Consider the following 19,455-nt stretch of genomic DNA (forward strand, 5'->3'; position numbering starts at 1 on the left):
TCCGCGTGAAGTCAACTCGCCTTACGTGCGAAACGCCCTTCCAGAAGGGCGGAATAAACATCCAAGGTGCTCGCCACCATGCGCTCGAGCGAAAAGTTGTGCTCCACATGGATGCGCGCGCGGGAGCTCAGGCCCGCCCGTGCCATCGCGCCAAGGCTCAAGGCTTCCCCGATGGCATCGGCAAGCGCGTCCGCATCGCCAGGGGCGATGCGCCAGCCGGTGCGCTCGTAAGGCGGCACCGCAGGCGGCGACAGGACGGTTTCGGGAACCGCGCCGAGATCGGACACGACGACGGGCGTTCCCATCGCCTGCGCCTCGACGGCGGAGCGGCCGAAGGCCTCAGGCTCCGTGGAGGGAACCGTGACCACGGACGCCGCGAGGAAGGCCGCCGGCATGTCGGTGCAATGGCCGACCCGCCGCACGATGCCCTTCAGCGAGCGAGCCTCGATGAGGCTGTCGAGTTCCTTGACATAAGAATCGCGCCCCTGCGGATCTCCGGCAAGGATGAAGGCGGCATCGGACAGGCCCGCGTCGCGCAGCTTCGCGGCAGCCTCGATCAGCACCTTCTGCCCCTTCCAGCCGGTGAGCCGGGCGGCGAGCAGCACGACCCGCTCGTGAGGCGAAACACCCCAGGCCTTGCGCAGCGCCTCGACGCGCTCGGGTGCGACGGCGGCAGGGGAGAACATGCTGAAATCGGTGCCCCGGTGAATCACCCGGATCCGGTCCGTCGCCTGCGGATAGAGCGAGCGGATGAGATCGCCCGTGTAGTACGAATTGGCGATGACCGCGTCCCCGCGCGCCATGACCGAGTTGTAGAGAACCTTGATCGAGGAACGCCCGGCATAGCTGCCGTGGTAGGTGGTGACGAAAGGCAGCTCAAGAGAGTGCGCCGCGCCGAGCGCCACCCAGGCCGGGGCGCGGGAGCGGGCATGGAGGAGGGACACCTTCTCCTTGACGCAGATTCTCGCCAGCTTACGCACGTTGAGTGCCATAGAGAATGGGTTCTTGGTCTTGGCCGGGAACGGAATCCAGATGCCGCCCTTGGCCTGAAGTTCGCCGACGAGGCGTCCGCCCTCGGTCGCCACAAGCGCCCGCGCGCCGACATGGGCGAGCCCTTCGGCAATATCGACACTCGTCCGCTCGGCCCCGCCCGCCTCCAGCTCGGGAATGATCTGGAGAATGGTTCGGCCTGCCAGGGGATGCTGCCTTGAGGATCGGAATGCCGCCCCTCCGGGTCGCGCTGCGAAACTCACCGGTGTAAGAGCCTCTTGTTCGGAATCATTCAGCAAACATCGCTTCTAAGCGGTTGAGGATGGGTTAACCATGCCGCACATGATTACAGTCGGTCACGGAGCGGAAGAACGCCAGATCGCCGTACTGCGTCACGAAGGCCGAAACCCGCCGGTGATCTGGCTCGGCGGCTTCAAGTCCGACATGCGCGCCACCAAGGCGGAGGCGGTGAATGCCTGGGCGGAGAAAGCCGGTCGCGCCTTCATCCGCTTTGACTATAGCGGACACGGAGAATCCAGCGGCAATTTCGAGGAAGGAACGATTTCCGGCTGGCTCGCGGACGCGCTGGCCGTGATCGAAACCTTCGCCGGCACGCGCCCGATCCTCGTCGGATCGTCGATGGGCGGCTGGATTTCCCTCCTCGCGACCCGCCATCTCATCGAGAAGCGGCCCGATCTTGCCCCGGCGGGCCTCGTCCTGATCGCCCCTGCCGTCGATTTCACCGAGCGGCTGATGTGGGATCGCTTTCCTGAGGATATCAAGCGCGCGGTCAACGAAACCGGGGTCTATTACCGCCCGTCCACCTATTCGCCCGATCCCTACCCCATCACGCGCGCCCTCATCGAGGACGGACGCAAGCACCTCCTGTTCGGGGGACCGATTCGCACCGGCTGCCCGGTGACGATTCTGCAAGGCATGAAGGACCCGGACGTGCCGTGGAAGCATGCCCTCGAACTGGTGGAGCACCTGCCGGGCGACAGCGCCACCCTGACACTGATCAAGGACGGCGACCATAGGCTTTCGACGCCGGAAGACCTGGAACGCCTGACCGCCGCCATCGAGGCGATTGCTTAAGGGGAAGAGTGCTTAGAGCACCTTCAGCCCCATCTCGGCCAGAAGGTCGCCAGCCTGGATGCGCGAGATCGTTGCGCCCTTGACCTTGCGTGCATCGTTGAGACGAAGGCCCCCAAGGTCAGCGCCACGCAGGTCGGCTCCTTCGAAACGGGCGTCCACGAGATGGGACTCGCGCAGGCTGGATTCCTCGAAGACCGCCTCACGGAAGTCGCATTTGGCAAGGTCCGCGAGGCTGAAATCCACGCGGTGGATTCTAGCTTTCCGGAATGAGAAGCCGGGCAAGCGGGCCGCCGAGAGGGTCGTTTCCCTGAAGGACGTGCCTGTCGATTTCGTCTGGCTCAAATCGGCTCCGGTGAGCTTGCAGCCGTTGAACGCTGTTTGCGAGAGAGACGCACCGACGAAGATCGCATTGTTGAAATCGCTCGACTGGAACACCGCCTCGGTGAGGATGGCGGCCGTAAAGTTGGCGAAGCCACCTCGACATCCCTCGAAAGCGGCGTTTTCAAGCGTCGCGCTCGTCAGGTTCGCTCGCTTGAGAACGCAGCCCTCGAATCGCCAATCCGCCATGTCGAGATTCGACAGGTCGGCTCCATCGAGATCGCAATTCACTAGTAGGGCGGGCACAGAGGCGGCCGCGAGAGTCGCTAATTCCGCCCGCGACGGCAAACCCCCTTCGATCCTGGTGCGGTTGGGGGTGACCGGGGAAGCAAGGATCATGAAGCCGCCAAGGGGTTCGTCGAGCAACAGGTCGTTGCGTTAAATCGCGGGAAAATCCGTTCCGCACGCCGCCCTTGGGCGGCATGCTGAGCGGTTTCGCGTTTAGTGCAGGCTCACCGTTTTGAGATCGTGCGCCCAGGCGTTCGCCACGGCGGCGTCGCGGGTGTCGGTGAGCACGATGGGCGCGCCGCTGGCGGAAACGAGCGCGAAGAGCTGCAGGCCGGGCTGGATCTTCGGTGCATCCGGGAAAACCTTGGCGATGTCGTCCGAGCGCATAGGCTTCACGTAAGCCATCTGCCCCTCGCCCAGATGGGCGAAATCCGGCGCATCAAAGTCGATATGGATATTGTCGTTCAAAGGAACCTCCTTCGCGGAACGCATTACACTTCGTCCGATGTCACAATGTTGATCTTGCGGATGATGCGCTCCGGCTCGGGCCGGACCAGATCGATCGAAAGAAGGCCATTGGAAAGATCCGCGCCCATGACCTCCATGCCATCGACGAGGAGGAAGGTGCGCTGGAACTGGCGGGCGGCAATGCCGCGGTGCAGGAAATGCCTGGCTTTGTCGTCGGTCTGACGTCCGCGGATGACGAGCTGGTTTTCCTCCAGGGTCACCTCCAGCTGATCCCGGGTGAACCCGGCAACGGCCAGCGTGATCCGAAGGCGTTCCGGATCATCCACCGTGCGCGCAAGGCGCTCGATGTTGTAGGGCGGATATCCATCGCTCGCGGCCTTAGCGACCCGGTCGAGCGCTTGCTCGATTTCATCGAAACCCAGCAGATACGGATGCCCAAAGGGCGACTGACGCGACATATTCGAAGCCCACTGTAGAAAGGCACTTCGGTTGAGTTTGAGCCCGCTCCTGCGGCACTCAGGCGAACCCTCAAGGGCCCGCTTGCCTCAATATGGAGGCGGCGCCCGCCCCTATCAAGACCTTGACGGGGACAGGCTTAACAAGCTGATTTTCCTAAAGAATCGCAAGGCGTAAGCCGGTCACACCCGCTCACGCCACCAGGCGATCTGCTCGGCGACGCGGACCGGTGAGGTTCCGCCGAAGCTTTGGCGCGAGCGCACGGAATTCTCGACGCTCAGCACTTCGAAGATGCCCGGATAGGTGCGCGGCTCGACCGCCTGCATGACGTCGAGCGGCAACTCCTCCAGAGAGACGCCCCGCTTCTCGGCCTCGGAGACGATACGCCCGGTGATGTGGTGGGCGTCGCGGAACGGGATGTTGAGGCTGCGCACCAGCCAATCGGCGAGATCGGTCGCCGTCGAGAAGCCGGCTCCTGCGACGGCGGCCATGCGCTCCTTCACCGGCTCGATATCCTCGATCATGCCCGTCATGGCGGCGAGCACGATCTCGATGCTGTCGGCAGCGTCGAAGACCTGCTCCTTGTCCTCCTGCATGTCCTTCGAATAGGTCAGCGGCAGGCCTTTCATCATGGTGAGAACCGAGGTCAGCGAGCCGAAGATGCGGCCGGATTTGCCGCGCACCAGTTCCGCCGCGTCCGGGTTGCGCTTCTGCGGCATCATGCTCGACCCCGTCGTCCAGCGGTCCGGCAGGCGCACGAAGCCGAACGGCGCGGACATCCAGATGATGATTTCTTCCGCCAGCCGCGACAGATGCACGGCCGAGATCGCGGCGATCGACATGAATTCCAGAAGGCTGTCGCGGTCAGACACGGAATCGAGGGAGTTGCGCGTCGGGCCGTCGAAGCCCAGCGCCTTGGCGGTCATGTGCCGGTCGATGGGGAAGGACGTTCCTGCAAGCGCGCCGGCACCCAGGGGGCATTCGTTGAGGCGCTTGCGGGAATCGCGGATGCGGCTGCGGTCGCGGGCGAACATTTCCACATAGGCCATCAGGTGGTGACCGAACGTCACAGGCTGCGCGCTCTGGAGATGCGTGAAGCCGGGCATCACAGTCGCCACATGCGCCTCGGCCTTGTCGAGCAGGGCCTTGATGAGCCGCGTCAGCTGCTCGTCCGTGCGATCATGAGCGTCGCGCACCCAAAGGCGGATATCGACCGCGACCTGGTCGTTGCGGCTGCGGGCCGTGTGGAGACGAGCGGCTGGGTCTCCGACGATCTCGCGCAGGCGGCTTTCCACATTCATGTGGATGTCCTCGAGCACCTGCGAGAAGGTGAAGCCGCCGCCCTCTATCTCGCCCATAACCCGTTGCAGGCCTTGGTGAATCGCGTCCCGATCCGCTTCGGAGATGATTCCCTGCCTGGCGAGCATGTTGCTGTGGGCGAGCGACCCCTGAATATCCTGCGAGGCCAAGCGCTTGTCGAAGTCGATGGAGGCGTTGATGGCCTGCATCAGGGCGCTGGGAGAGGAGGAAAAGCGGCCGCCCCACATGGCATTGGCGGGCTTCTTGGCTTCTTCGGACACGGGGCATCATCCAGGTTGGAAAACTGCGGAGGCTTTGCCACAGATTGGCCTTCGAGGCCAAGGCGAAACAATTTCCTGGGCATCATTTGGGCGAGCCGCGCCGTAGTTTACCACTTCATGGCCAGTTGATGGACTCGACAGAGGCCGCGCGATTTGTATTCATAAGACCACTGTGAGGCGCGCTCGGCGCTTCGAGGGAACCACCTAGAATGAAAAAGCTTCCGAAATTCTTCCTGTCCGCGGCTTTCGCCGCAACGATGGCGACGTCCTTCTCGGCTGTGATGGCCGCCACTCCGCCGGACACCCTGGTCCAGGCCTGGCAGATCGACGACATCACCTCGCTCGATCCGGCTGAAATTTTCGAGTTCAGCAACTCCGAAATCGCCGGCAACACCTATGAGCGTTTGATCAACTACGATCCCAAGGACGTCTCGAAGATTTACGGCGAAGTTGCCGAGTCCTGGACTGTCTCCCCCGACGGCAAGACTTTCACCTTCAAAATCCGCCAGGGTAAGAAATTCGCCTCCGGCAACCCGCTGACCGCCGAGGACGTGGTGTTCTCGTTCCAGCGCGCCATTCTCCTCGACAAGTCCCCGGCCTTCATCCTCGGCCAGTTCGGCCTGTCGAAGGACAACGTGAAGGACAAGATCAAGCAGAGCGGTCCTTTCGAAGTCACTATGGAGCTCGACAAGGCTTATGCGCCGACCTTCGTGCTCTATTGCATGACCTCGACCGTCGCTTCGGTCGTCGACAAGAAGCTTGCATTGCAGAACGAGAAGGACGGCGATTTCGGCTATAACTGGCTGAAGACGCACTATGCCGGCTCCGGCCCGTTTGCGATCCGTGACTGGAAGGCCAACGAAGTCGTGGTTCTGGAGCGCAATCCGAACTCCGACAAGAAGACCCCTCTCGCCCGCGTGATCTACCGTCACATCAAGGAGACCGCGACGCAGCGCCTCCTGCTTGAAAAGGGTGATGTGGACATTGCCCGCAATCTGAATCCGCAGGAACTCGAGGCAGTCGCCAAGAACCCGGACATCAAGATTCAGAACGGTCCGAAGGGCACCGTCTACTATCTCGGCCTGAACCAGAAGAACCCGAACCTCGCCAAGCCGGAAGTCCGGCAGGCTCTGAAGTGGCTCGTGGACTACTCGGCGATTGCCGACACGATCATGAAGAACAAGGGCGAGGTCCACCAGGCCTTCCTGCCGAAGGGCTTCCTGGGCGCGATCAACGACAACCCCTACAAGCTCGACGTCGCCAAGGCGAAGGAGCTTCTCGCCAAGGCCGGCCTGAAGGACGGCTTCTCGGTGACGATGGATACCCGCTCGACTCCCGAGATCACCGGTATCGCGCAGGCGATTCAGACGACCTTCGCCCAAGCTGGCGTGAAGGTTGAGATCATCCCGGGCGACAGCAAGCAGACCCTGACCAAGTATCGTGCTCGCCAGCACGATATCTATATCGGCAACTGGGGCGCGGATTATCAGGATCCGAACACCAACGCGGATACCTTCGCAGCGAACGACGACAACTCGGACAACGCGAAGGCTAAGCCGCTTGCGTGGCGCAATGCCTGGGATCCGGGCCCGCTGACCGCCAAGACCCGCGCCGCGGTTCTTGAGCGCGACGCCGAGAAGCGCGCGGACATGTACCGCGACCTGCAGAAGGCCGTTCTCGAGGATGGTCCTTATGTGACCTTCCTCCAGCAGATCGAAGTGATTGCTACGCGCAAGAACGTCGATGGCGTCGTGATCGGCCCGTCGTTCGACATGAACAGCGTCATCCAGGCGAAGAAGAACTGATTCTTCAATGACTGGCGCAACTCTGACGCAGAGCGGAGGGCATCATGCCCTCCGCTTCTTCCTTTTAAGGACCCTGCAATTTATCGCTGTGCTGGCGACGACTCTTCTTGGGTTGGTTGCCGTCACATTCTTTATCGGCCGTATCGTACCGATCGATCCTGTCATCGCCATCGTCGGCGACCGCGCCCCGCCGCATGTCTACGCACGTGTGCGCCAGGAACTCGGCCTCGACCTACCGATGATCCAGCAGTTTTGGATCTATCTGAAAAAAGCCATCTCCGGCGATTTCGGCAATTCGGTGCTCACCACCAATCCGGTGATGACCGACATCATCAATGTCTTCCCTGCGACGCTTGAACTCGCGACGCTCGGCACGATCATCGGCTGCCTCGTCGGCATTCCGCTCGGCGTGCTTGCGGCCGTCAAGCGCGGATCGCTCGTGGACCAATTTGTGCGCGTGCTCGGCCTCGTCGGCTATTCGGTGCCGATCTTCTGGCTCGGCCTGATGGCATTGCTTCTGTTCTACGCCAAGCTCGGCTGGGTCGAGGGCCCGGGCCGGCTCGACGTGACCTATTCCTATATGTACACGCCCGTCACCGGCATCGTGCTCATCGACACGCTGATGCAGGGGCAGATGGATGCGTTCTGGAATGCGGTATCGCACATCATCCTGCCCACGTGCCTGCTCGGTTATTTCTCGCTTGCCTATATCAGCCGCATGACACGTTCGTTCATGCTCAATGAATTGGCGCAGGAATATGTGATCGCAGCGCGCGTGAAGGGATTATCCGAAATCAAGGTCATCTGGCGTCATGCGCTGCGCAATGCTGCCGTGCCGCTCGTCACGGTGATTGCCCTCTCTTATGCCCACCTGCTCGAAGGCTCGGTTCTGACCGAGACGATCTTCGCCTGGCCTGGGCTGGGGCAATACATCACCAACTCCCTGCAGAACGCGGATATGAATGCGGTGCTTGGCGGAACGCTCGTCATCGGCACCGCCTTCGTCATTCTCAATCTCCTGTCCGATCTGCTTTATCGCTTGCTCGATCCGAGGACTCGCTAATGTCTAGCGCTGCTTCCCTCCCCCAACCGGCCGGGCTGCGGGCATGGCTTCTCTCGCCAGAACCCACCTCTCGCTGGCAGGCCCGGCTCGGTCGCGCCTATCTCGGCTGGCGCACGTTTACGAAAAACCCGCTCGCAGTCTTCGGACTTGGCATCGTTTTGCTGCTGCTGCTCGTCGCTCTGTTTGCGAATTTTCTCGCACCGTATTCGCCCGTCACGGGCGGCGATCTACGCACGGCGCGTCTGCTACCACCGAGCGCCGCCCATTGGTTCGGCACCGACGATCAAGCGCGCGACATCTATTCGCGCGTCATCTACGGCTCGCGCATTACGCTTTGGGTCGTGCTGCTCGTCTCCGTGATCGCGACGCCTATCGGCCTTCTGATCGGAACGGTGTCGGGCTACCTCGGCGGCTGGGTCGATACGGTGCTGATGCGTCTCACCGACATCTTCCTCGCCTTCCCGCGCCTTGTCCTCGCGCTCGCCTTCGTCGCGGCGCTCGGCCCGGGCATCGAGAACGCGATCATCGCTATCGCGATCACCTCATGGCCGCCTTATGCGCGTATCGCGCGTGCCGAAACGCTGATGATCCGCAACAGCGATTTCATCGCCGCCGTGAAGCTGCAAGGCGCCTCGACGCCGCGCATCATCTTCGGTCATGTGGTGCCGCTGTGCGTTTCTTCGCTCATCGTGCGCGTGACGCTCGACATGGCGGGCATCATCCTCACCGCCGCCGGCCTCGGCTTCCTTGGCCTCGGCGCGCAACCGCCGATGCCGGAATGGGGCGCGATGGTCGCCACCGGCCGCAACTATCTCATCGATCAATGGTGGGTGGCGGCGATGCCGGGCCTCGCGATCTTCGTCGTGAGCCTCGGCTTCAACCTCTTGGGCGACGGCCTGCGCGACGTGCTTGATCCGAAGGCTGCGAAATGACGACGAAACCTCTTCTCGAAGTCGAGGACCTGCGCGTCCGTTTTCACCTGCGCACGGGCACCGTCGAAGCGGTGCGCGGCGTGTCCTTCACGCTCGGTCGCGAGCGGCTCGGCATCGTCGGCGAATCCGGCTCCGGCAAGTCGCAGACGGGCCGCGCCATTCTTGGGCTCACCCCGCCGCCCGGCGAGGTCATCGCCAAGAAGCTCACCTTCGATGGCATCGACCTTCTCACCGCCTCGAAGCGGACGCTGCGGACTTTGCGCGGCGGACGCATCAGCATGGTGATGCAGGACCCGAAATATTCGCTGAACCCGGTGATGACCATCGGCGAGCAGATCATCGAGGCCTATCAGGCGCATACCAGGAGCGGCCGCGCGGAAGCGCGCGACAAGGCTCTGGCGATGCTTGAAGCGGTGAAGATGCGCGATCCCGCGCGTGTATTCAGCCTCTATCCGCATGAGGTTTCAGGCGGCATGGGGCAGCGCGCGATGATCGCGATGATGCTCGTGACCGATCCCGACCTCCTGATCGCCGACGAGCCGACCTCGGCTCTCGACGTGACGGTGTCGATGGAGATCCTGCGCATTCTCGACGAACTCGTTGCCGAGCGCGGCATGGGCCTGATCTTCATCTCACATGATCTGAAGCTCGTCTCCTCCTTCTGCGATCGCGTGCTCGTGATGTATGCGGGCCGTGTGGTGGAAGAGCTGGAAGCGAAGAACTTACGGGAAGCGAAGCATCCCTATACGCAAGGGCTGATGCGTTGCCTGCCGACGCTGGCGAATGATGTGCGCCCGCTCCCGACACTCAGCCGCGATCCGGCTTGGGCGCAATAAGAAGGCTAGCGTTCGATGCTCGATATTCAAAACCTTCGCGTCACTTATGGAACGGGCCGTTTGCAGGTCGATGCTGTCAAGGACGTGAGCTTCCATGTCGGCACGGGCGAGGCCTTCGGCCTCGTCGGCGAATCCGGCTCCGGCAAATCGACGGTTCTGCGCGCCATCTGTGGCCTTGCGCCGATTTCCGGCGGGCGCGTTCTGGTCGATGGCCGAGAAGTGCCGACACCCCGCGACAAGGCGTTCTATCGCACCGTGCAGATGGTGTTTCAGGACCCTTACGCTTCCCTTCACCCGCGCCACACCGTCGACCGCACGCTCTCCGAACCTCTCGCCATTCACGGCGAGAAGGATGCTGAGACGCGCATCGCGCAGGCTCTGCGTGAGGTCGGTCTCGGCCCCTCCTTCCGGTTCCGCTATCCGCATCAGCTCTCCGGCGGTCAGCGCCAGCGCGTCGCTATTGCGCGCGCGCTTCTGCTGCGTCCGAAAGTGCTGCTGCTCGATGAGCCGACCTCGGCGCTCGATGCTTCCGTGCAGGCTGAAATTCTCAACCTGCTGGATGAACTGCGCCGCAATCTCGGCCTCACCTACATCCTCGTCAGCCACGATCTCGCCGTCGTCGCGCATTTGTGCGACAGGCTTCTCGTGATGCGTCACGGCGAGACCGTGGAGGAGACCACGGCGGCGGCGCTGCGCACCAACCAGGCCGCGAGCGATTACACGCGCTCGCTCATCAATGCGAGCCAGGGCTTCTCGCGGGACGCAGCGCGTCCTGAGAGCGCCCTCACCCGCTGATCACCACCAACCAGTCGCGAAAAAGATGTCCTCCTCCACTCTCGTTCCTGTCTTCGACGGCCACAACGACGTTCTCTATCGCCTGCTTCAGGGCAAGGCGCAGCCGGAGCGCGATTTTCTCGAGGGAGACAATCTCGGTCATCTCGACCTGCCCCGAATGAGGAAGGGCGGCTTCGCGGGTGGTTTCTTCGCGGTCTACGTGTCGTCGCAGAGCGGCGGGCTCGATGTGGATGCGATGATGACGCAGCCGCAATACGACGTGCCGCTGCCAGCCCAGCTCGAACTCGCGCCGAGCCAGCGCGTAACGGTGCAGATGGCGTCCCTGCTCTTCCGCATCGAGCGGGAATCGAAGGGACAGGTAAAGGTATGCCGCACCGCCGCCGACATTCGTGCGTGCATGAAGAACGGTACGCTGGCAACGATCCTTCACATCGAGGGCGCGGAGGCCATCGACCCCGATCTTCACATGCTGGACGTGCTCTATGAGAGCGGCCTGCGCTCCATCGGCCCGGTCTGGAGCCGCCCGACCATTTTCGGCCACGGCGTGCCCTTCCGCTATCCCTCGACCGGCGACACCGGTCCCGGCCTCACGGATCTCGGCAAGGAACTGATCAAGGCGTGCAACCGCCTGAAGATCATGATCGACCTGTCGCACCTGAACGAAAAGGGTTTCTGGGATGTGGCGAAGCTCTCGGATTCGCCGCTCGTCGCGACCCATTCGAACGCCTATGCAATCTGCCCGCATTCACGAAACCTGAGCGACAATCAGCTCGCCGCCATCAAGGAAAGCCGCGGCATGGTCGGCGTGAATTTCGCGACGTCCTTCATCCGTCCGGACGGACAGCGCGGCGCGGATACGCCGCTTACCGACATGATCCGCCATATGGATCACCTGATCGAGAAGGTGGGCGTCGATGGCGTCGGCCTCGGCTCGGATTTCGACGGCGCGACGATCCCCGCCGAGATCGGCGATGTGGCGGGTCTTCAGAACCTCGTCGAAGCCATGCGCAAGCACGGCTATGACGAAGCGACGATCCGCAAGATCTGCCATGAGAACTGGGTCAACGTTCTGGAGCGCACCTGGGGGCGCTGAGACTTCCACTCAATTCAAAATGAAAAGGGCGATGTGAATGATCACATCGCCCTTCTTTTTTAGCTCGATAGAGAAGGATCGCTTAGCGATCCCCCTTCGACGTCAGCGCGAAGAGGCTCGCAAGCCCGCCGACGGCAACCATCACCAGAAGGCTGATGGCATTGATGGCGGGTGTCGCGCCCTCGCGCATCTGCCCGTACATGGTGATCGGCAGCGGCGGATCGGAACCGACCAGCATCAGGGTCGTGTTGAAGTTCTCGAACGACATCAGAAGCGCCACGAGACCTGCGCCGACGAGAGCGGGGCTTAAGAAAGGCAGCGTCACCGTGCGCAGCACGCGCGTGCGGCTTGCGCCAAGGTCAAAGGCCGCCTCTTCGAGCGAACGGTCGAACTTGCGCAGGCGTGCGGCGATGATGAGCGTCGCGATGGTGAGGATGAAGGAGAGCTGACCGAGCACGATGAGCATCAGGCCCGGCCGCAATCCATCGATATCGGTCTGGAGAAAATCCTCCAGCCCGTTCGCGAGGCGCGAGAAGAACGCGAGAATCGAGATGCCGAGAATGACGCCCGGAATAACGAGCGGCCACAGCATCATCATCGCGAAAAGCGTCTTGCCCGGGAACTCGGCCCGCTCGAGCAGCCACGCATTCACCGTGCCGATCACGACCGCGAGCACCGCCACCGGCACCGCGACTTTGAGGCTGTTCAGAATGGTGGTGAGCCAGATCGGGTCCATCAGCACACCGGGCTTGCCGAAGACGGAGCCCGTGCCGATGAACCATTCGAGCGTGAACCCTTTCCACGGCGGAGACGGGAACGGGCTCGCGTTGAAGGCGAAAACGGCGACAACCAGAAGCGGCGCGAACAGGAAGATGTAGAACGCCGCGATGTAGAATTTCCAGAGAAGAGAAGGACGGCTCATGATGCTCAAGCCTGTCTCAAGGTCGTGCCGAGGCTCTGGCCGGAAAGACGCAGGCCCGCCCACACGATGATGGAAGAAAGCATGAGAAGCAGCATGCCGAAGGCCGCACCCTGCGGCCAGTTGAAGCGCGTGATGAACTGCGCGTAGATCTGCTCCGTGAACCACAGGCCGTTCTTGCCGCCGAGAAGAACCGGCGTCGCGAAATTGCCGACGGTGAGCATGAACACGATGATCGAACCCGCGACGATGCCCGGCATGGCATGCGGAATGACGATGCGGCGAAGCACCGTCCAGCGGCTGCCGCCGAGATCGAAACCGGCTTCGACGACGGAAGGCTCGAGGCTCTCCAGCGCGTTGGCCAGCGGCACGATCATGAACAGAAGGCCGCCATAGACGAGGCCGAGAATGACCGCGCCGTCGTTGTAGAGAAGCTCCACCGGCTGGCTCGCAAGCCCGATGCTCTGCAGCACGTAGGACACGACGCCCGTCTCACGCAAAAGGATCATCCAGCCGAGCGTGCGCACAAGCTCCGACACCCAGAAGGGCAGAAGACACATGAGCAACAGCATCGCCTTCAGACGCCCTTGCGCCACGCGCGCGATGTAGAGCGCGATAGGAAAGGCCAGCACGAGCGTGCATGCCGTCACCAGGATCGACATGATCGCCGTGCGCGCGAAAGTGCGCCAATAGAGAGGCTCGGTGAAGAACTCGAGATAATTCCCAAGGCCGAACTGATAGACGCGCGGAGCGACCCTTTCGCTGAACGAAAGGATCAGGATTTCCACGTGCGGCAGGATGATGAGCAGGCCCAGCCACAGAATGGCGGGCGCCATCAGCAGGAAGAGGGTGAGACGCTGGGCCGGTTTCATGCGGCGAAGACCTTCATGGAATCCGTGGCCCATCCGAAGTGAATGGGTGCGCCGACGCCGATGCCGGCCAGCGGGCCGGCTTGCGGCAGCACCGCGCGGGCGGGCTTTTCGAAACCGGGTGCGTCGATGAGAAGGCTCGAATTCGCACCGTCGAAGAGAACAGCGGAAACGCGACCCTCGAAACGGTTGGCGGCATTGCCGAGCGAGGCCTGATCCGTGCCGAGCGCAATGGCTTCCGGACGCACGAAGCACAGCGATTGCGCCTTGCCCGCCTGCCCCTTGCCCTGAACCGTCGCGCCGGACGGCAGGCGAATGGTCACCGCATCGCCGGAGGCGGACGCCGTCTCGCCGGACCAGCGGTTGGTCTCGCCGACGAAGCTCGCGACGAAAGGCGTCTGCGGATTGTTATAGAGCTCGCGCGGGCTTCCGACCTGCTCGAAATGTCCCTGGTTCATCACCGCGATGCGGTCCGACATCACAAGCGCTTCGGACTGATCGTGCGTGATGTAGACGAACGTGGTGTTGAACATCGCCTGCAGCTGCTTCAACTCGATCTTCATGTGCTCGCGCAGCTTCAGATCGAGAGCACCGAGGGGCTCATCGAGAAGCACGAGAGTCGGCTCGAGCACGAGGCAGCGGGCAATCGCCACGCGCTGGCGCTGTCCGCCCGAAAGAGCCGTCACGCGACGGTCGCCGAAACCTTTCAGGCCGACGCGCTCCAGCATACGCGTGGCGCGCTTGTCCGCTTCCGCGCGAGAAACGCCGCGGCAGGTCAGGCCATAGGCCACGTTCTCGCCGACGCTCATCATCGGGAACAGCGCGAGGCTCTGGAAGACCATGTTGACCGGGCGGCGGTTCGCCGGAACGCCGATCATGGATTTTTCGCGAATGCGGATGTCGCCGGAGGTCGGGTCCTCAAACCCGGCGATCATGCGCATCAAGGTCGTCTTTCCGCAGCCCGAGGGGCCGAGAATGGAAAAGAACTCGCCTTGAGCGACGCTGAAGGACACGCCATCCACTGCGTTGTAGGAGCCAAAACGCTTGATGACGTTGATGATTTCGAGATCGGTCGATGAGGACATGGAAGGGTCTGAAAATTAAAGAGCCACCCCCCGGACGAACCGGGGGATGGCGATCAAGGGGTTAAGGGTTTACGAGCCGGCCTTCAGACGATCGAGGACCTTGCCTTCGATCTCTTCCAGACCCGCCGGCACAGCCGGATACCACTTGATGTTGTCGATGGCGGCCTTCGGGAAGCTCTCGGCGAACTGGTCCTTGAGCTTGCCCTGCATCAGCTTGTCGGCGCCGTTGGAGGCTGTGAAGTTGCCGGCAGCAGCGGCGACCTTCGCAGCGATCTCGGGACGCATGTTGAAGTTGATCCACTTGTAGGCGGCATCGTCGTTACGGCCCTTCGCGGGAAGAGCGAAGGTGTCGACCCAGCCGAGCGCGCCCGACTTCGGAGCGATGAACTTGATGTCGGGGTTCTCGGAGTTGAGCTTCCAGCCGCCCGTATCCCAGGCCATAGCCGCAACCACTTCACCCGAGCGCAGGGCGTTCAGGAGCTGGTCCTTGCCGTCCCAGAAGAACTTCACGTTCTTCTTGCACTCCTGGAGCTTCGCACCGACCTTGTCCATCAAAGCCGCATAAGCCTTGACGTCCTTGTAGGCGGCGAAGGGATCCATGCCGTTGGCGAAGGCGAACGCGATGAGCGCGGGGCGCTTGGCGCGGAAGCTCGACTTGCCGGCGACAGCCGCAGCGCAGAGGTCGTTGTAGTCGGCAACCGCCGGAGCGGCCTTGGTGTTCACGATCAGACCGTCGGTGCCCCAGATGTGCGGAACGCCGTAAACCTTGCCGTCGATCGTCGTGTTCTTCTTCGTGGCTTCGAGCATGGAGCCGATGAAGAGGTCCGACTTCAGCTTGGAAAGGTCGATCGGCTTGTAGATGCCGAACTCAGCTTGTGGGCCGGCGATGCGGTCCTGGCTCGGCTGCACGAGGTCGAAACCGGCGCCCTGCGTGGCGCGCAGCTTGGAGATCATCTCTTCGTTGTTGGAAAGGGTGATCTCGACTTCGATACCCGTTTCCTTCGTGAACTGCTCGACGACGTCCTTCGGGGCGTAATCGGCCCAGGTCAGAAGGCGCAGCTTTTCGGCGGCATGAGCGGTGCCGGCGACCATCAGGGCCGCAAAGGCAGTAGCCAGCTTCAAGCCGGCGCGTTTCGTCATCATCGTAATCCTCCAGTGTGGTCCGGGTTCTACCCGTGTTCCCCAGTTGCAAAACTATATGACAGTCGCGCGACAGGCTACTGGATAAAGGAAGTTTTCCCGCCTTCGTAAGCCGGCTTAGTTAACTGCCTCAACGGAAAACAGGCGAGAGCGCGGGGCTGCTGGCACAGAGTCGGCCACACTGTTATGAGGGTTCCGCCTCCTGGAGACCTTTGAGCGATGCGCATTCTTTATCCTGAAATCGAACCCTATGAGCACGGCTGGCTCGATACCGGCGACGGCCACCGCGTTTATTGGGAGCTTTGCGGCAATCCCAAGGGAAAGCCGGTGGTGTTTCTCCATGGCGGCCCGGGCGCGAGTTGCTCACCTGCTCACCGACGCCTGTTCAACCCGGAAAAGTACCGCATTCTTTTGTTCGATCAGCGCGGCTGCGGACGCTCGACGCCCTATGCGAGCATTGAGAACAACACCACCTGGCATCTCGTCGCCGATATTGAGCGCCTGCGTGAGATGATCGGCGTCGAGAAATGGATGGTGTTCGGCGGCTCCTGGGGCAGCACCCTGGCCCTCGCCTATGCAGAGAAGCATCCCGAACGCGCGAGCGAACTCGTCGTGCGCGGCATCTTCGGTCTGCGGCGCGCGGAGCTGCTCTGGTACTACCAGGAGGGCGCATCCTGGCTCTTTCCAGAAAAGTGGGAGCGCTATCTTGCGCCGATCCCGGTGGAGGAGCGCGGCGACCTCATGGGCGCCTATCGCCGCCGCCTCGTCGATCCCGATCCGGCAGTACAAACGGAGGCTGCGCGGGCCTGGAGCCTCTGGGAGGGCGAGACCATCACGCTTTTGCCGAACGAGGCCAACAGCAACCAGTACGGCGACGCGCATTACGCCCTCGCCTTCGCGCGCATCGAGAACCACTACTTCGTCCATGACGGCTGGCTCGAGGAGGGACAGCTCATTCGCGATGCCGGCCGCCTGAAGCACATTCCCGGCGTCATCATTCAGGGCCGCTACGACGTGGCGACCCCGGCGAAGACGGCCTGGGAGTTGCACAAGGCCTGGCCCGAGGCGCGCTTCATCATGGTGGAGGATGCCGGACATGCCGTCACGGAGCCGGGCATTCTCCATCACGTCATCGAGACGACGGACGCTTTCGCGGATTCTTGAAGGCGGACATGAAAAAGGGCGCCCACGGCGCCCTTTACTTTAATCAGGAGCGCTGCTCATCCCGCGGTCCAGCCGCCGTCCATGGACAGGTTGGCTCCCGTGATCTGGCTGGCGGCATCCGTGGTCAGGAACACCGCGAGGGCCGCCACCTGATCGACCGTGACGAATTGCTTGGTGGGTTGCGCCTCGAGCAGCACGTCGTTGATGACCTGCTCCTTGGTCAGCCCCCTCGCCTTCATCGTGTCGGGGATCTGGCGCTCGACGAGGGGCGTCCAGACATAGCCGGGGCTGATGCAGTTGACCGTGATGCCGTGGGTCGCGGTTTCGAGCGCGATGGTCTTGGTGAGGCCCGCGATGCCGTGCTTTGCCGCCACATAGGCCGACTTGAACGGAGACGCGATCAGCGAATGCGCGGAGGCCGTGTTGATGATGCGGCCCCACTTGCGGGCCTTCATGCCGGGAACGGCGGCGCGGATCGTGTGGAAGGCGGAGGACAGGTTGATCGCAAGGATCTGGTTCCACTTCTCGATCGGAAACTCCTCGACCGGCGAGACGAACTGGATGCCGGCATTGTTGACGAGCACGTCGACCGAGCCGAACGTCTTCTCCGCCAGAGCGATCATGGCCGCTATCTCGTCGGGCTTCGTCATGTCGGCGGGCGAATAGATCGCCTTGACGCCGAACTCCTTCTCGATCCCGGCGCGCTCCTTTTCGATCTCCGCCGCATCGCCCATGCCGTTGATGACGACAGATGCCCCCTCCTTCGCGAAGGCTCTCGCAATTGCGAGCCCGATACCGCTGGTCGAGCCTGTGACGACCGCCGTTTTCGACTTCAAGGTCATGAATCCGCTCCAATACGGGATTGAGATTTAATGGCCGCACCTTAATGCCGGACCAGGGAAGAGAAAAACCGCCCTCCCCCAAAAAGATCCAGCAACGTCAAAAAGTTAAGGTTCGGCTGCGCTCCAGCGCGATGGCCGGACTCTAGTCCTGCGATGTGCGGGCGTATAGTCGCCTTATGGGTAGCCTTGAGCCTTTTGCTGCACTGCAGGCATGGCTCCCATGCCGTAGGCGGGTCGATGTTACGAAGATTTAATTCGCAACGTTGTCTTCCTCAGTTTAGAACTCTTCTGAACTGAGGGGAGACCATCGTGCAGCGCTATTCCAAGCTGATGATTGCAATTCACTGGGCCACCGCCCTTCTGATCCTGGGGGCTTGGATCACCTCGGAAGGCGGCCGCGCCGTTCGCGCAAACCCGCCCCTGCTGCATTTCTCTCTGGGCCTCGCGGTTCTCGCCCTCGTCGTCCCGCGCCTGATCTCCCGGCTTCTGGGGGGCGCTCCCTCGGCCGAGGCCGGCCAGAGACCACTCCTCGCCTGGGGCGCCAAGGCCGGTCATGCCGCGCTTTATGTCTTCATAATTGGCCTCCCGCTTACGGGCTGGTATGCGGCCTCGCGCATGGGCGTTCCGGTTTCCTTCTTCGGCATCGGCCTGCCCGCCCTGACAGGCGCGGTGCAAGGCTCGCCCGGCATCGTCGCCGAGCTCCACGAGAGCGGCGGCACGATTATCCTGTTCCTGGCCGGCCTTCATGCGCTCATGGCGCTCTGGCACCATTTCGTCCTTCACGACGCGACCTTGCGGCGCATGAGCCCCTTCTCGGGCTAAGCCCCTTCGGGCAAAGCGCCTCAATTTCAGGAAAGGGACCGTTTACCAAGATCGGCCCCTTTCCACAGAACCTGCACCGGAGCGAATCTTCCCTCTTGCAATGAACAGGGAAGTCGCTATTAGTCCCGCTCCCCGGCGCCGGACGCGACAGCGACCAGCGCCCGTCGGCTTCCTCAAAGACGCGACGATCACATCCTCGGCGCAAGCCAAGGACGATCTTCGTCGGCGAGGAAAGCGGCCCGAGAAGATCTTCAAGACCTTCTCCCGGCAGGCGTCATCTGATGCCCGCCACTCCAAGAGCCCGATCGGCCGGTTAATTCGGCATGATTACGGCTCCTCTGAAACATCGGCAAAGTTATTGGGTAGCAAAAACTCCCCGATAGACATCCAACGCAAGAGTTTTTCGACTTTTGCGAACGCTGTTGCTTTGTCGATACGGCACCGGAAAAGAAAAATACTTAGTCTCGACTAAAATTTTTCAAAAACGGTGTTGACCCGGAAGGATGAGTTGGCTAGATAGCCACCCATCGACGGAGCGGGCGCCAAGCGCCTGGTTCGCACCTTCCTTGAGAAGACGGCCTGTTGGGCTGGGGCAACCTGGCGCAGGGAGTTGTTTTCTTCGGGTTGTTTTGCATCTCTACAGATGCCTGCTCTTTGACAAGTGAAGAAAGAAAGAGAAACGTAGACGGCGAGGTCCTTGCGGATTGTCAGTTTGGCAATCGAGAAAGACTTCGACAGTCTTACGTTTTGGAGCTCACTATCGGCGGAAACGCCGGAAGTAGACTCCGTCAATACGTAGTGACAAAGTCGAGATCAAATTCTTCAACTTGAGAGTTTGATCCTGGCTCAGAACGAACGCTGGCGGCAGGCTTAACACATGCAAGTCGAACGCCCC

At 62.0% G+C, this 19,455-nt stretch carries 19 protein-coding genes and 1 rRNA gene; 10 read left to right on the top strand and 10 right to left on the bottom strand.

Annotation, left to right across the window (positions count from 1 at the left end):
- Positions 1-11: 11 nt before the first annotated feature.
- Positions 12-1,253, bottom strand: coding sequence for a glycosyltransferase family 4 protein (locus DQW91_RS07225; RefSeq protein ID WP_112662962.1), 1,242 nt, complete (start codon positions 1,251-1,253; stop codon positions 12-14).
- 70 nt (positions 1,254-1,323) lie between these two features.
- Between DQW91_RS07225 and DQW91_RS07230 the strand changes: the two genes are divergently transcribed.
- On the top strand, positions 1,324-2,085 hold the full coding sequence (locus DQW91_RS07230; protein WP_112662891.1) for an alpha/beta hydrolase: 762 nt from the start codon (positions 1,324-1,326) through the stop codon (positions 2,083-2,085).
- Positions 2,086-2,097: 12 nt separating this feature from the next.
- Here DQW91_RS07230 and DQW91_RS07235 read toward each other — a convergent pair whose 3' ends face one another.
- The 4 genes from DQW91_RS07235 to argH form a co-directional block, all read right to left on the bottom strand.
- Positions 2,098-2,829: a pentapeptide repeat-containing protein gene (locus DQW91_RS07235; RefSeq protein WP_245410933.1), complete on the bottom strand. Its 732-nt coding sequence runs from the start codon at positions 2,827-2,829 to the stop codon at positions 2,098-2,100.
- Between the two features lie 75 nt (positions 2,830-2,904).
- Positions 2,905-3,159 carry a BQ00720 family protein gene (locus DQW91_RS07240; RefSeq protein ID WP_281024012.1) on the bottom strand — a complete coding sequence of 85 codons (255 nt, stop codon included), beginning with the start codon at positions 3,157-3,159 and terminating at the stop codon, positions 2,905-2,907.
- A gap of 23 nt (positions 3,160-3,182) precedes the next feature.
- Positions 3,183-3,617 carry an Hsp20 family protein gene (locus tag DQW91_RS07245; protein WP_112662893.1) on the bottom strand — a complete coding sequence of 145 codons (435 nt, stop codon included), beginning with the start codon at positions 3,615-3,617 and terminating at the stop codon, positions 3,183-3,185.
- 180 nt (positions 3,618-3,797) lie between these two features.
- Positions 3,798-5,162 (bottom strand): argininosuccinate lyase, encoded by a 1,365-nt coding sequence (gene argH / locus DQW91_RS07250; protein ID WP_112662964.1) that lies wholly within the window; start codon positions 5,160-5,162, stop codon positions 3,798-3,800.
- Between the two features lie 242 nt (positions 5,163-5,404).
- On the opposite strand from argH, the gene DQW91_RS07255 reads away from it, so the two are divergent.
- From DQW91_RS07255 to DQW91_RS07280, 6 genes are read left to right on the top strand one after another with little or no spacing between them, the layout of a single operon-like run.
- Positions 5,405-7,000: an ABC transporter substrate-binding protein gene (locus tag DQW91_RS07255; RefSeq protein WP_112662894.1), complete on the top strand. Its 1,596-nt coding sequence runs from the start codon at positions 5,405-5,407 to the stop codon at positions 6,998-7,000.
- A gap of 7 nt (positions 7,001-7,007) precedes the next feature.
- Positions 7,008-8,063 (top strand): ABC transporter permease, encoded by a 1,056-nt coding sequence (locus tag DQW91_RS07260; RefSeq protein ID WP_112662895.1) that lies wholly within the window; start codon positions 7,008-7,010, stop codon positions 8,061-8,063.
- Positions 8,063-8,995, top strand: a complete 933-nt coding sequence (locus DQW91_RS07265; protein WP_112662896.1) for an ABC transporter permease — start codon at positions 8,063-8,065, stop codon at positions 8,993-8,995. The genes DQW91_RS07260 and DQW91_RS07265 overlap by 1 nt, the downstream gene beginning before the upstream one ends.
- Positions 8,992-9,831, top strand: a complete 840-nt coding sequence (locus tag DQW91_RS07270; protein ID WP_112662897.1) for an ABC transporter ATP-binding protein — start codon at positions 8,992-8,994, stop codon at positions 9,829-9,831. The genes DQW91_RS07265 and DQW91_RS07270 overlap by 4 nt, the downstream gene beginning before the upstream one ends.
- A gap of 15 nt (positions 9,832-9,846) precedes the next feature.
- Positions 9,847-10,626 (top strand): ABC transporter ATP-binding protein, encoded by a 780-nt coding sequence (locus DQW91_RS07275; protein WP_112662898.1) that lies wholly within the window; start codon positions 9,847-9,849, stop codon positions 10,624-10,626.
- A 25-nt stretch (positions 10,627-10,651) separates the two neighbouring features.
- Positions 10,652-11,719 (top strand): dipeptidase, encoded by a 1,068-nt coding sequence (locus DQW91_RS07280; protein WP_112662899.1) that lies wholly within the window; start codon positions 10,652-10,654, stop codon positions 11,717-11,719.
- An 82-nt stretch (positions 11,720-11,801) separates the two neighbouring features.
- Here DQW91_RS07280 and DQW91_RS07285 read toward each other — a convergent pair whose 3' ends face one another.
- The 4 genes from DQW91_RS07285 to DQW91_RS07300 all read right to left on the bottom strand — a co-directional run bounded on the left by DQW91_RS07285 (position 11,802) and on the right by DQW91_RS07300 (position 15,735).
- Positions 11,802-12,641 carry an ABC transporter permease gene (locus tag DQW91_RS07285; protein ID WP_112662965.1) on the bottom strand — a complete coding sequence of 280 codons (840 nt, stop codon included), beginning with the start codon at positions 12,639-12,641 and terminating at the stop codon, positions 11,802-11,804.
- Positions 12,642-12,646: 5 nt separating this feature from the next.
- Positions 12,647-13,510, bottom strand: coding sequence for an ABC transporter permease (locus tag DQW91_RS07290; RefSeq protein WP_112662900.1), 864 nt, complete (start codon positions 13,508-13,510; stop codon positions 12,647-12,649).
- The gene (locus DQW91_RS07295; protein WP_112662901.1) at positions 13,507-14,592 is read right to left on the bottom strand and encodes an ABC transporter ATP-binding protein; all 1,086 of its coding nucleotides are present in this window, start codon (positions 14,590-14,592) and stop codon (positions 13,507-13,509) included. The genes DQW91_RS07290 and DQW91_RS07295 overlap by 4 nt, the downstream gene beginning before the upstream one ends.
- Positions 14,593-14,661: 69 nt before the next feature.
- The gene (locus DQW91_RS07300) at positions 14,662-15,735 is read right to left on the bottom strand and encodes an extracellular solute-binding protein (RefSeq protein WP_112662902.1); all 1,074 of its coding nucleotides are present in this window, start codon (positions 15,733-15,735) and stop codon (positions 14,662-14,664) included.
- 216 nt (positions 15,736-15,951) lie between these two features.
- Here DQW91_RS07300 and pip point away from each other — a divergent pair, with 216 nt between their 5' ends.
- A complete protein-coding gene (gene pip, locus DQW91_RS07305) occupies positions 15,952-16,896 on the top strand; it encodes a prolyl aminopeptidase (RefSeq protein WP_112662903.1) in 945 nt (314 codons plus the stop codon).
- A gap of 56 nt (positions 16,897-16,952) precedes the next feature.
- Here pip and DQW91_RS07310 read toward each other — a convergent pair whose 3' ends face one another.
- A complete protein-coding gene (locus DQW91_RS07310) occupies positions 16,953-17,738 on the bottom strand; it encodes a 3-hydroxybutyrate dehydrogenase (RefSeq protein ID WP_112662904.1) in 786 nt (261 codons plus the stop codon).
- A 309-nt stretch (positions 17,739-18,047) separates the two neighbouring features.
- On the opposite strand from DQW91_RS07310, the gene DQW91_RS07315 reads away from it, so the two are divergent.
- Both DQW91_RS07315 and DQW91_RS07320 read left to right on the top strand, forming a co-directional pair.
- Positions 18,048-18,560, top strand: coding sequence for a cytochrome b (locus DQW91_RS07315; RefSeq protein ID WP_245410934.1), 513 nt, complete (start codon positions 18,048-18,050; stop codon positions 18,558-18,560).
- An 823-nt stretch (positions 18,561-19,383) separates the two neighbouring features.
- Positions 19,384-19,455 (top strand): 16S ribosomal RNA (locus DQW91_RS07320); the annotation flags it as partial.

The organism is Microvirga flavescens, from assembly GCF_003290125.1.
In the GTDB taxonomy this organism is placed as follows: Bacteria; Pseudomonadota; Alphaproteobacteria; order Rhizobiales; family Beijerinckiaceae; genus Microvirga; species Microvirga flavescens.

Coding starts and splice junctions, on each gene's coding strand:
- DQW91_RS07230 (WP_112662891.1), top strand. CDS start 1,324: ATGCCGCACATGATTACAGTCGGTCACGGAGCGGAAGAACGCCAGATC.
- DQW91_RS07245 (WP_112662893.1), bottom strand. CDS start 3,617: ATGTCGCGTCAGTCGCCCTTTGGGCATCCGTATCTGCTGGGTTTCGAT.
- argH (WP_112662964.1), bottom strand. CDS start 5,162: ATGTGGGGCGGCCGCTTTTCCTCCTCTCCCAGCGCCCTGATGCAGGCC.
- DQW91_RS07255 (WP_112662894.1), top strand. CDS start 5,405: ATGAAAAAGCTTCCGAAATTCTTCCTGTCCGCGGCTTTCGCCGCAACG.
- DQW91_RS07260 (WP_112662895.1), top strand. CDS start 7,008: ATGACTGGCGCAACTCTGACGCAGAGCGGAGGGCATCATGCCCTCCGC.
- DQW91_RS07265 (WP_112662896.1), top strand. CDS start 8,063: ATGTCTAGCGCTGCTTCCCTCCCCCAACCGGCCGGGCTGCGGGCATGG.
- DQW91_RS07270 (WP_112662897.1), top strand. CDS start 8,992: ATGACGACGAAACCTCTTCTCGAAGTCGAGGACCTGCGCGTCCGTTTT.
- DQW91_RS07275 (WP_112662898.1), top strand. CDS start 9,847: ATGCTCGATATTCAAAACCTTCGCGTCACTTATGGAACGGGCCGTTTG.
- DQW91_RS07280 (WP_112662899.1), top strand. CDS start 10,652: ATGTCCTCCTCCACTCTCGTTCCTGTCTTCGACGGCCACAACGACGTT.
- DQW91_RS07285 (WP_112662965.1), bottom strand. CDS start 12,641: ATGAGCCGTCCTTCTCTTCTCTGGAAATTCTACATCGCGGCGTTCTAC.
- DQW91_RS07290 (WP_112662900.1), bottom strand. CDS start 13,510: ATGAAACCGGCCCAGCGTCTCACCCTCTTCCTGCTGATGGCGCCCGCC.
- DQW91_RS07295 (WP_112662901.1), bottom strand. CDS start 14,592: ATGTCCTCATCGACCGATCTCGAAATCATCAACGTCATCAAGCGTTTT.
- DQW91_RS07300 (WP_112662902.1), bottom strand. CDS start 15,735: ATGATGACGAAACGCGCCGGCTTGAAGCTGGCTACTGCCTTTGCGGCC.
- pip (WP_112662903.1), top strand. CDS start 15,952: ATGCGCATTCTTTATCCTGAAATCGAACCCTATGAGCACGGCTGGCTC.
- DQW91_RS07310 (WP_112662904.1), bottom strand. CDS start 17,738: ATGACCTTGAAGTCGAAAACGGCGGTCGTCACAGGCTCGACCAGCGGT.